Origin of the sequence: Bacillus sp. FSL L8-0167 (genome assembly GCF_038630295.1) — a bacterium.
GTDB lineage: Bacteria > Bacillota > Bacilli > Bacillales > Bacillaceae > Bacillus > Bacillus safensis.
Genome location: NZ_CP152027.1, coordinates 1,824,272 through 1,836,551 on the forward strand (window position 1 = coordinate 1,824,272; position 12,280 = coordinate 1,836,551).

The 12,280-nt window shown below is 42.2% G+C and carries 10 protein-coding genes; all 10 read right to left on the minus strand.

The features are described from left to right. Positions 1-79 precede the first annotated feature (79 nt). The 10 genes from MHB66_RS09345 to MHB66_RS09390 all read right to left on the minus strand — a co-directional run bounded on the left by MHB66_RS09345 (position 80) and on the right by MHB66_RS09390 (position 12,095). Positions 80-1,540, minus strand: coding sequence for a CoA-acylating methylmalonate-semialdehyde dehydrogenase (locus MHB66_RS09345; RefSeq protein ID WP_046311297.1), 1,461 nt, complete (start codon positions 1,538-1,540; stop codon positions 80-82). A 344-nt stretch (positions 1,541-1,884) separates the two neighbouring features. Then, entirely contained in the window at positions 1,885-3,216 is a 1,332-nt protein-coding gene (locus tag MHB66_RS09350) for an alpha-glucosidase/alpha-galactosidase (RefSeq protein ID WP_046311299.1), read from the minus strand. Positions 3,217-3,247: 31 nt separating this feature from the next. After that, positions 3,248-4,078, minus strand: coding sequence for a carbohydrate ABC transporter permease (locus tag MHB66_RS09355; protein WP_046311302.1), 831 nt, complete (start codon positions 4,076-4,078; stop codon positions 3,248-3,250). Next, a complete protein-coding gene (locus MHB66_RS09360) occupies positions 4,078-5,010 on the minus strand; it encodes a sugar ABC transporter permease (RefSeq protein ID WP_046312271.1) in 933 nt (310 codons plus the stop codon). The genes MHB66_RS09355 and MHB66_RS09360 overlap by 1 nt, the downstream gene beginning before the upstream one ends. Positions 5,011-5,040: 30 nt before the next feature. Next, entirely contained in the window at positions 5,041-6,297 is a 1,257-nt protein-coding gene (locus MHB66_RS09365) for an extracellular solute-binding protein (protein ID WP_046311304.1), read from the minus strand. Positions 6,298-6,515: 218 nt separating this feature from the next. After that, complete coding sequence (locus MHB66_RS09370; RefSeq protein WP_046311306.1) at positions 6,516-7,556, minus strand: LacI family DNA-binding transcriptional regulator; 1,041 nt, start codon at positions 7,554-7,556, stop codon at positions 6,516-6,518. Positions 7,557-7,742: 186 nt separating this feature from the next. Next, on the minus strand, positions 7,743-8,435 hold the full coding sequence (gene alsE, locus MHB66_RS09375) for a D-allulose 6-phosphate 3-epimerase (RefSeq protein ID WP_034283513.1): 693 nt from the start codon (positions 8,433-8,435) through the stop codon (positions 7,743-7,745). A 17-nt stretch (positions 8,436-8,452) separates the two neighbouring features. Further along, positions 8,453-9,715: a PTS ascorbate transporter subunit IIC gene (locus MHB66_RS09380; protein ID WP_046311308.1), complete on the minus strand. Its 1,263-nt coding sequence runs from the start codon at positions 9,713-9,715 to the stop codon at positions 8,453-8,455. Between the two features lie 25 nt (positions 9,716-9,740). After that, positions 9,741-10,007 carry a PTS sugar transporter subunit IIB gene (locus tag MHB66_RS09385; protein WP_024425192.1) on the minus strand — a complete coding sequence of 89 codons (267 nt, stop codon included), beginning with the start codon at positions 10,005-10,007 and terminating at the stop codon, positions 9,741-9,743. A gap of 15 nt (positions 10,008-10,022) precedes the next feature. Further along, complete coding sequence (locus MHB66_RS09390; RefSeq protein ID WP_152649301.1) at positions 10,023-12,095, minus strand: BglG family transcription antiterminator; 2,073 nt, start codon at positions 12,093-12,095, stop codon at positions 10,023-10,025. Positions 12,096-12,280 lie beyond the last annotated feature (185 nt).

Consider the following 12,280-nt stretch of genomic DNA (forward strand, 5'->3'; position numbering starts at 1 on the left):
TACTTTTTGACTAGAAGACAACAAAAAATGCAGTTCTCCTTTTGGAACTGCATTTTCTAAGTTAATTGATGAGTGTTGATCACATATAACGAGCGGTCACCATCTTCTTTCTTGTGTAAAACTCCACTCCGTCTGTTCCATTGGCGTGCAAATCCCCGTAGAAAGAATCCTTCCAGCCGGAAAACGGGAAAAATGCCATTGGTGCGGGAACACCGATATTGACGCCGAGCATCCCTGCTTCAATATTTTCGCGAAATTCTCTGATGCTTGATGCACTGTCTGTGTACAGGCAGGCACCGTTCGCAAATTTTGATTGATTAGACAGGTCGATCGCTTCTGTCAGTGAAGAGACACGAACTATTGATAAGACTGGGGCGAAAATCTCGTCCTGCCAAATTTTCATTTGATTTGTCACATGGTCAAAGATCGTTGGTCCAACGAAATACCCTTTTCCATTTGTTTCGTGATCTTTCCTGCCATCTCGAATGAGACTTGCGCCTTCTTCAATCCCTGACTGAATGTATTGAAGCGTTCGCTCCTTATGTTCCTCTCGAATGACTGGACCAAGAAAGACCTCTTCATTTATTCCGTTTCCAATGACAAGCTTATTCGATTCATCAACTAATTTTTGAATGAGATCATCTGCCACTTCTTCTTCCACTGCGACAACGGCCGCGGCCATGCAGCGCTCTCCTGCTGATCCAAAGGCAGCACCAATGATTTGTTTCGTTGTCGCGTCTAAATCTGCATCTTTGAGGACAATGGAGTGATTTTTTGCTCCTGCAAGTGCTTGGACACGTTTGCCATGCTCTGTGCCTTTTTTATAGACGTATTCTGCAACTGGCTGAGAGCCGACAAATGAAATGGCTTTGACCTTTTGGTGTTCAAGCAGACCATTGACGACATCATGAGCTCCATTGACAATGTTAAGAACCCCTTTTGGAAGACCAGCTTCTTCAAATAATTCGGCTAATCGTGCGGCAAGAATCGGCGTGCGCTCTGAAGGTTTTAAAACAAACGTATTTCCGCAGGCAATGGCAAGCGGGAACATCCAGCAAGGAACCATCATCGGAAAGTTAAATGGTGTAATTCCGCCGATGACGCCAATTGGATAGCGGTACATGCCAGATTCGAGTCCAGATGCGATATCTGGTAATTGTTTTCCCATCATTAAGGTTGGTGCACCAGCGGCAAATTCGACACATTCAATTCCGCGCTGCACTTCTCCTTTTGCTTCTGTGATGCTTTTTCCGTTTTCAATCGTTACGAGTTCAGCCAGCTCATCCCATTTGTCAACGAGTAACTGTTGGTATTTAAATAAAATGCGTGCACGGCGGGGAACGGGAGTTTTCGACCAAGTGGCAAATGCTTCTTGTGCTGCCTGTACCGCATGTTCGACATCTTTTTTTGTTGAAAGCGGCACTTCTGCGATGATCTCGCCAGTAGCTGGGTTATATACTTCCTCTGTTTGACTAGTTTCTGCCTCAATCCATTGTCCGCCGATATAATTTTTCAACGTTTGTACATCTGTTTTGGTCATGTTCCCTCTCTCCTCTTTGTTAAAGAATGTCATGCTTAAAGGGTGTGTATGTATCGTCATTGTCTCATCTAACGGGCATTCATCTGTATACACTCTTTGTCAAATCAAACGGCAGTTTTGGTTTACGTTGTGATAAACATTTTAGTCAGGCTCTTGTTCAACACAGATTGGTTTGTTTGTGACATTTAACACTAGAATACCGAAATTTCATGATGTGTTTTTGATTAACTATTGGGTAACTTTAGAAAAATCATAATATTAAAATGGGTCTCAGTCAATCCTCTTTTTGCTTCATAAGAAAAACCTGATGCGCGGTGCATCAGGTAGAGGCTGGTTCATTTCTGTTATTTGGTTGATGCGGCATATTGATTTGGTTCTATATAATTTGGCAGCATCTCACCATGTTCTTCAATGAGTTCATCGCATAATTTGATGATGTCATCAATCGACAGTTCAGCACTTGTGTGTGGATCTAGTAATGCCGCTTGATAAATGTGTTCTTTTTTCCCGCTGATTGCTGCTTCAATTGTCATCAGTTGTGAGCTGATATTGGTTCGATTGAGTCCAGCCAATTGTTCAGGTATTTCTCCGACATAGCATGGCATGATACCGCTCCGGTCTGCAACACACGGCACTTCGACACACGCTTTTTCAGGCAGGTTGTGAATGAGCCCGCCTGTGTTCAGCACATTCCCGGCAAATTTAAAGGGAACGTTCGTTTCGATCGCTTCAATGATACGTGAACCATATTCTTTAGAGCGGGTATGTGTGATCTGTGTGTTCCCCACTAGATCATGCTTCATTGTATTCCAATTGTTGATTTGTTCCTCGCAGCGTCTCAGGTATTCATCGAGCGGAATGTTAAACTGACCGATTAGTTCTGGGTACCGTGATTTGATGAAATATGGATGGTATTCGGCATTGTGCTCTGAGGATTCTGTGACATAGTAGCCGAATTTATCCATCAGTTCAAAACGTACCATATCATGATGCCTCGATTGCTGCTTTTCTTTTGCCCGTCTTTTGATTTCTGGATACAAGTCTTTTCCGTCCCGTTTTACCTCTAATAACCATGCCATATGGTTAATGCCGGCAATTTTTTCTTCAATGCCTTCATGTTCCATTTCAAGAGATTCAAATAGGTCCTTTGTACAGACTTGCACACTATGACAGAGACCAATCGTTTGAACCTGAGTATAGCGCAGCATCGCACCTGTCAGTGTGGCCATTGGGTTCGTGTAATTTAACAATAAAGCATTTGGACAAACCTCTTCCATGTCCTTTGCAAATTCCAGCATGACAGGAATCGTTCGAAGGGAGCGGAAGATGCCGCCGATCCCAACCGTATCCGCAATCGTTTGTCTTAATCCGTATTTTTTTGGTATTTCAAAATCAATGACAGTACTTGGCCGGTAGCCTCCAACTTGGATGGCATTGATAACATATTTCGCATCCTTTAAGGCTTCTTTCCGGTTGTGATAGGACTGGATGGTCACATTTGCACCGTAATTTGCTTTTAAATGCCGGAGCATCGTTTCTGATTCTTTCAGCCGGTTGTGGTCGATATCATATAATGCGAATTCAAAGCCTGCAAGGGCGGGAACAAACAGACAATCTCCTAATATATTTTTAGCAAACACGGTACTCCCTGCACCGATAAATGTAATTTTAGACATAGACGACTCTCCTTTTTACATCTATATTGGGCTAGCCTTTGACAGAGCCTTGTGAAAGCCCTGCGATAAAATATTTTTGCAAAAGTAAAAACATCGTGACCATTGGCAGCATCGCAATGAGTGCAGCTGCCCCAACGAGCTGAAGCTGATGCTGATTTTGACCAAAAAAATGGGATAAGGCGACTGTGAGTGTATGCATCTCTTTATCTTGCAAAAAGAAGATAGCAAATTGATAGTCGTTCCAAATATACACGCAGGCAATAATTAATACAGAAGCGGTAATGGGCTTCAGAAGCGGAAAAACGACTGTGAAAAAAACTCTGAGTGTCCCTGCACCATCAATACGGGCAGCTTCTTCAAGCTCCTTTGGAATTGTCGACCGGATAAAGCCTGCGTATAAGAAAATTGTCAGCGGCAAAAAAGCAGCCACATTATTTAAAACAGCAATTTGATAGGTGTTCATCATCCCGATTTGAACGACCATTTTATAGAGCGGGACAAGGGCTGTAAGCGGTGGAATGACCATAATGGCAATAAATAAAACATAGACTGCTTTATTCAGCTTTGTGTTCCTTCTTGCAAGCGGATAGGCTGCAAGAGATCCAAAGATAATGAGCAATACAGCGGAACTGAACGTAATGATCACTGTATTCAAAAAGGACTGGCCAAGCTGAGCCTCTGTCCATGCTGTGCGGAAGTTTTCAAGATGCAGTGCTTTCGGAAACAGCCATTTTGAACTGAAATCTCCTATCCCCTTTAATGATGTCGTCACCAAAATATAAAATGGAATGAGGTGCAGCAATGTGATCAATAGTGCGAGGAAGGAGTAGCATCTTTTCTTGCGTTTATAGGCGTTATCCATCACACCTCAGTCTCCTTTCGTTTGAAATAAATCAGCGCTGCGACACTAATGACAAGGATGATGACCGCCATGAACACCCCTTGCGTCGCTGCATAGCCTGCATCCTGGCGTTTGAAGTACAGATCATACATAAAGGTCGACATGGATTGCGAGGAATCTCCAGGTCCGCCGCCCGTGAGTGCCACAATGACATCAAAGAGCTTGAGCCCGCCAATGACATTCAGTACAACATTAATGGTGATCGACGGCATAAGCAGCGGCAATGTAATCCGCCTGAATTGCTGGAAGCTCGATGCGCCGTCTAATTGAGCCGCTTCATAATAATCCTTAGGAATACTTTGAAGTCCTGCTAAATAAATGATCATCGCAATCCCGACGAATTGATATGTGTTGACAAGCACAATGATCCATGTGTTGAATTGCGGGTTGCCGAGCGCATTTATTTGATCAAATCCAAAAAGCGTCACCACATCATTTAAGGCACCGCCTTGGTAAGCAAACACAAAATACCAAATATAGCCCATCGCAATCGGGCTGATCATGACAGGTAAATAGATGACCGTTCTTGTGATGGCTTTCATCTTTAAGCTTTGATTTAATAAAAGAGCATATCCAAGTCCGATGATATTTTGTAAGACAGTGCTCCCGATTCCATAGAGAAGCGTGTTTTTGACAACAAGCCATGTCGCTTGATCCTGAAGCAGTCTTTGATATTGCTCAAGACCAATCCATTGATAAGTTTGTGAGAAACCGTTCCAATTCGTAAAAGAAAGCTGAATGCCGTTTAAAAAAGGATAAATGATAAAGGTACTGACGACGAGAACAGCTGGCATGTACATCCACCAAAGTGATGAATTCTGGCGTTTTTGTATCTTTTGTTTTGGTAAAGAGGTGAATGCGGCGGGCTGTTTTGCTTTTGTGATGTCATTCATTGGCTTCACTCCTGTTTCAGCATCCATCGGCTATTGTTTTTTCAAACGCTTATATTCCTCTTCCATTTTCTTTGATAACTGTTCTGGTGTGATGGAGCCTGCTAATAATTCTTGACCGGTTGTTGCCATGACCGCCCACATTCCGCTTGGTAAGTATTTTCGATCGAAATACGGTTCAATCTTCACCTGTTCGTATTGATCGTAAAATGCAGAGTAATAGTTTTTCGCTTTCACTTGTTTTAGAGCTGTTTCAGAGGATGTGCCCTCTGCGATTTTTTTTGCGTTTTCAGGTTTTGCTAAAAAATCGATGAATTGTTTTGCTTCTTTTAGATGCTTAGAGTCTTTCCAAGCAGCAACAGTAAAACGTTCTCCGCCAATCCAGCTTTGTTCATCTCCTTTATGAATGGCTGGAACAGGCATCGTGCCTACTTTGATCGATGAATTCAGCTCTGTTGCTTCAGGTCCTAAGGATCCTCCGACAAAGGTGAAGGCGATTTTGTTTTGTGCCATGAGTTCAGGCGCTTGAGAGAGTTTCGCTGTCAGGACATCCTTGTTTAAAAGGTCTTGATCCTTCAGATCTTTCATGAATTGTGCAAGCGGTGTATAGAGAGACCAATCAAATGATCCGTTTTCAAGTTCCTTTCCGTATTGATGCTTTTGATCGGTGATTAATAAAGGCGTCGCCAGCTCATCAAAGACTTGGGCAATATTTGAGTTATCTCCTCCTGGTATCCAGAGCGGCACAACATCTCCTTTGCTCTTTTCTTTCACTGTCAGCAAAGCAGATTTTAATTCATCAAGTGTTCTAGGGACTTCTATGCCATATTCCTTTAATAGATTGGCATTAAAGCTAAGCCCGTCTTTTGCTTGATTCAGCGGGTAAGCGTACACTTTCCCATCTTGGTCTTTTAAAATTTGGTCGAGTGAAGGATCAAGCTGTTTGACCCAATCCATCTCTTTTAAATCAGCCACATACTCGCTATAGCGCAGTTTGGCCCAGCCATGTGTATCAAACAGGTCTGGCATATCGTTTGCTCCCATTTTGACGCGGATCATATCTTCATAGCTGTTGCCTGGAAAATTAGCATCGATTCGAATCTGCTCATGCTTCTTCTCAAACTCACGAATGACTTCTTCAAACGCTTTTCTTTCCCCGCTGTTGCTCATTGTTGAAAATAGCGTCAAGGTGACCTTTCCATTTGCTTCAGATGAGCTGTTATTACCGCAAGCAGACAAAATCATGGTCAAGAAAATGGCTGCAGTCAGCAGCATGATTTTTTTATTCATGGTTTCCTCCTTTTGATCACTGAAAATTCAGACGATTATCGGTAGAATTCATGCAGTTGCGGAAACAAAGGAAGTCCATTATACTGGAATTCTATTCTTTTCAAAGAGATAAGAGAGCATAGCGGCAGGCTGCCTTGTGTTCAGCATGATCTGGCCATCATGCTAAGCAGCTTGCTTTCTGCTTTTTTGTCTCTTTTTTGTTAGCTGAAATCTATGGTTCACCCCCTTTCATGGATGAGACATGTACTGCCTCGCTCGATGAGTGTTGTTGGAACGACGACTTTCAGAGGAAGTTTTCTTCCGTTTATTCTCTCAAGCAAAAGCTTCAGACCGACTTCCCCCATTTCTTCTGTATATACTTTGACGGTCGTAAGCGGCGGGCTTGAAAATGAAGCGGCTTCAATGTCATTAAACCCAACAATGGATACATCTGAAGGTACGTGTAGACCGGCTTCATGCAGAGCGCGCATTGCGCCGATTGCCATAGAGTCACTTCCAATGAAAAAGGCTTGCGGCAGTTTTCCCTTTTTGATCGCTTGCTGCATAAGCGTATAGCCTTCTTGCATGGAGTATTCACCAATGTGGATGTCTTCCATATGAAGAGCGCCCGTCTCCTGCATTCTTTTCATAAACGTCGTTTGTCTTTCGTCCTCAATCACAGCATTACCTTCGAAATAATGCTCCCGCTCTTTCCCGCCAATATAGCCTAGATGTGTATAGCCGAGAGATTGCAGATGACGAATGGCGCGATCTGCCGCTCTGACAAAATCCACATGTACACAATCATACAAATCTTCATCCGCATAATGATTGATAAAAACAATGTGTTCCATTCGATTTGTCATTTTTTCAACCGTATCGGGGCTGATTCGTCCAATGACGATCAAGCCGTCAATTTCCTTTAGCATCGTCCCTTTATCCATGCTTCTTAGGCGAAAGGTATGGAGAGTGGACAGGCCTTGTTTGGCATATTCTTTTTCAATTCCTTTTCGAATCGATGAAAAAAAGGGATCATTTAATTCTTCGTCAATGGATTGAGCGACAACGACACCGATGACTGGGGATTCAGATGGGCTTTTTTCTTCTGCTTGATCGGCTTTTCTTGCTCTCACTGGGGTATAGTTTAACTTCTTAGCAATGTCGAGGATGTTTTGTCTCGTTGTGTGTGAAACGGCAAGCGTTTGATCGCCATTTAACACACGGGATACAGTGGAAACGGACACTTTTGCATCATGAGCAATATCTTTGAGTGTGGTCATAGGCAAACTCCTCATCGTTATTTGACTAAATATTTACTAAAGATATTTGAAGGATAACACATAAATAAAGCGCTTTCAATTATGAATTTTTGATTTTTATTTTGTTTTTGGGTAAGTTTTGGTGAATGAATTGTGTTTTAGTAAAATTTGCGTAAAAAAAGAGGATGGTTTTCATCCTCTCTTTTACTAACGTGATTCGATTGAGGCTGTTTCTTTTGCAAATATTTGCTTCATTCTTTCCCAAGCAGTGTCGAGTTCTTTATGAAGTCCAAATAAACCTGAGGTGCCGATGATGTAGATCTCATTTCCAGCCTCAGCAAGCAGCCGGAACGTGCTCTCATTACAAGAGCCGTCTACTTCAATTGAAAACGAGTATCCTTCGTGTTTTTTGATATCTTTCACCTGTTTAATTTTCTGAAGCATTTCTTTAATAAAAGGCTGTCCGGCAAAGCCTGGATCGATTGTCATGATCGTCACTCTGTCTATTAAATGAATAAAGGAATCTAATGCTGCAACAGGTGTGGCGGGATTTAGAACAAAGCCAACCTCACATTTTCTTTGGTGAATATGGCGTATGATTCGAAAGGCATCTTTTTGCACGACTTCTGGGTGTAAACAAATCATCGTTGCGCCTGCATCAATACATGCATCGATTAAAAATTCCTGCGGATGTTCGGCCATTAGATGAACATCAATCGGTAAATTTGTCAGTTTCCGAAGCTGTTCAATGAAAAAGGGTGATAACGTAATATTCTTCACATAATGCCCATCCATCACGTCGACATGGTACCGGTCTGCTCTCGTGTTGAGAAGATGAATTTGTTCACGGAAATGCGTTAGATCCATGCACATCAGTGAAGGTGAAAAAACGGCTGTCATTCTCAGGCTCCTCCTTTTTACAGTTGAAATAAAAACTTGATCAATCCAATCAAGATTCCGATGATACCAAAGTCTGTATCTCCAAACGTTGTCCCTTCAAAGCCAAGGGTTCCTAACACAGGTAATAAACAAGCAGGTAAAAAGGAAAGAAGCAATCCATTTACAAAGGCCCCAGCGACAGCCCCTCTAACCCCTCCAGTTGCATTGCCATACACGCCTGCTGTAGCACCGCAAAAAAAGTGCGGGACAAGACCAGGGACAATGACAGTTAAACCAAACAAAGGTAAAAGAAAAATGGATACGATACCTCCTGCAAAGCTGCATAAAAAACCGATAATGACCGCATTTGGCGCAAATGGAAAAACGGTTGGCGCATCAAGTGCTGGCTTTGCCCCCTTCACGAATCGATCGGCAATCCCTTTAAATGCAGGCACGATCTCGCCAATGGCCATCCGTACCCCTGCTAAAATAATGTACACACCAGCAGCAAACGTAATCGCCTGAATGAGAATGAAGACAGCGAAGTTCGTGCCCCCGCTAATTTGTTCTATATAAGGAATTCCTGCAAACGGTGCAATTGCAAAGAACAGTAAAGCCATCGTAATCGAAATGGCAACAGATGTATCTCTTAGAAAACCGAGTGATTTAGGCACTTGAATGGTTTCCGTTGATTTTTCAGGAGAACCAACCCATTTGCCGATCATTCCCGCAGTAAAATACCCGAAAGTACTGAAGTGTCCGAGCGCGAGATCATTGCTTCCGGTGACTTTCCTCGTAAACGGCTGAAGGATTGCGGGTGCAATGACCATAGCTGCACCTAATATCATTGAGCCAGTAGAGATGAGCAGCCATCCGTGCAGGCCGGCTGTCGAGAGAACGACGGCGAGCATAGCCGCCATATACAATGTGTGGTGACCAGTCAAAAAGACGTATTTAAAGGGTGTGAATCTTGCAAGTAACAAATTGACCAGCATACCAAAAATCATGATAAGTGCTGTCTGTGTACCGAATTCCTTTTGAGCAATGGCTGCCATAGCATCTGTATTTGGGACAACCCCTTGAATGTGAAAGGCTGCTTCAAACATCTTTCGAAAAACCCCGAGTGAATCAGAGACTACTGTAGCGCCCGCCCCTAATATTAAGAAACCCATGGTTGTTTTCAAGGTGCCTGACACAGTGTCTGCAGCTGATTTTTTCTGTAAAAGTAAACCGGCTAGTGCAAACAAACCGATGAGAATGGCAGGTGTGCCCAATATATCGTTCATGATCAGTTCTATCATGATGTGAATCCCCCTTTTTCATGACTTAAATATGTTGACGAAGGACGTCTTTAATGGCTTCCTGGTCTAACAAATTGTTTAAGCCAGCCACATTTCTTGTGCCGTCATTCAGCTGGTCAATAATATCAGCTGCTCCGATATAAAGGTCTGCTTGTTCATTTTTACTTGTACTGAGATCGGTATGATCCACTTCAGCTTTAAGACCTAATTCTTCTAATGCTTTTTTGACATTCATTTCTACAATAAAGCTGCTTCCTAACCCGTTTCCACATACAACAAGAATTTTTTTCATTTTCTTACTCCTCCTTTATACTTGTGAAAATTGATCGATTAGTTTTTGAACGGATGCTAAATCTTCTGCTTCAATCAATTGTTTCGTCCGTTTCTCTTCACTTAACAGCATGGTCAGCTGTTTGAGTGCTTTCAGGTGGGTCATGCTGTCAATAGCCGCTAGCACTATGACGAGCCGCACCTGCTTTTTTCCATCCTTTGAAAACGAAATGGGCTGTTTGAATGACATGAGTGTCATGCTCAATTTGTTCACGCCGTCCTCGGGCCTTGCATGTGGAATGGCCACTTGTGGTGCAATGACAATATAAGGACCATTTTGAAGAACAGACTGTATCATGGCTTCTACATAACTTGGTTTAATAGCATGTTGATCAAGTAAAGGCTGCGCCGCTTTTGTAATCGCCTCTTGCCATGTGTCTGCTGTTTGGTGGAGCTTGATGGTTTGTTCTGTTAATAAATCATTTAACACTGGATTCCACCCTTTCTGATAGGATACATATGTGGGATAAAGCAGCTCCCTAATATCATGAAGCAGTGCTTGTTTATTTTGTACGATGGTATGCTGCTGAATGATGTTAAATAAAGCGTTTACATGCTTCTCTTCAATCTTCGTTTCTGAGCCTTTCCCGTATTGAAGTAATGTTTTTTTCTCATAGGCAGTTAAAATAGGATGAACGAGATGAACTGGTTTTCCTTTAAACGAAATAGGTGTTGTGGACACAACGAAATCTGCATCAACGGCTGTTAATTCTTCATATGCACGCTTTGATAACAGTCCGCGTACTTCAATGTAGCCAATTAATTCGAGAAGCTGAGTTTTCAGCATGTTACTTGTGCCGATTCCTTCTCCGCAGACAATGTATACAGAACGCCTGACAATGGATGAAATTCCTTCTCTTCTCATCCAGCTGCCAAAATGCATGGCGAGATATGCAATTTCATGGTCACTCAACTTTGAACAGGCCACCTTTTCTAAATGACAAGCAACTTTTTGAGTGATTTCAAACACTTCTGGCTGTGCCTTTTTTATAGAATCCGTCAATTCATTGATGATACCAATGTGATAGATGAGCCTGTAATAAGCTGGAATTAAATGCATTGTCAAGTTTTGCTCCAATGCTTTTGGTTCTTGAAAGGAAATACAAGCATATCTCTGAAAGTCAAATATCATTTGTCTGGCGATCGTGCGAATGAGATGTTCTTCTGGTTTTTTAATTGATGGAAGTTTTTGTTTTTTGGCACTGAGCCATAAGGTGCTAAGAAAATAGATCTCATCATCATGAACAATGAGACTGGCCTCTTTTTGAATCTGCGCCATGAAACGAATAGCAGCCAAGCATTCCTCTGTTTCCTGCAATGTTCGCTTTTCTTCGTTTGAAATGTGTACAGCATGCCCCAGCTTCATCCGCTTGAAGTAGAAAAAGAGATCCAAAGAGAGCTGTTCCAGCATCTCATCTGCAAATTCAAGCTTAAGTTCTTGTTCTGACTGCTGGAGGAGATGGTGTACCCGTTTGGATGAAATAGGTCCCTTTAACCAAAACGACGGAAACGTTTTTTCGTTTTTTATCATGGTGCGAATGAAATGTATATAAGGTTTGAGTGCCAATCGAATGGCCCTTTCGTCTCCTGATATGACATAGCCGCTTGCTGATTGATAGCGGAGTGTGATCTCCTGCTTTGAAAGCGCTTCTTTTAGCTGTTTCATATCCTCGAGCAATGTATTTCGGCTCACCTTTGTCATCTTCATAAAATCATCAATTCTTAGGCAATGCTCGCTGCATGCAATGGATAAAAGCAAAATGGCCCTTCGTTCCTTTACACATGGTTCATAATCGTGACCAATAAGAATGGTATCAGCTTTTTGAATAATGACTTCTTTTTCATGAGGGTTTAAATAATAGCCAAGTTGGCCTTTTCGCTGCACACCACTAAGCTGATGAGTTTCCAGCCAGCTGTTCATTCGTTTGATTTCAGCGTAAACGGTTCGAGTCGAGACATTCATTCGATTCTGTAAATCTTCTATTGATAGAAAAGATGTCGTATGAAGCAGCATAGATAGTAACGTCGTGCCCCTTTTGGTTAAGTACAGTTGGAATTCCTCCCTTCTTCCCTTAGGTTATAAGTTTAATCAACTCACATGCATCAAAGAAGCCCAAATGTCTTCAGCACGTGCTGTGCAGCGATTGTGTGCTCTTTTCATAAGAAAAACACACTATAAGGCTTATATACAAAGAGTCTTTTGTCTTTTTTACGTGTTTAAGGAGCAATAAAAGC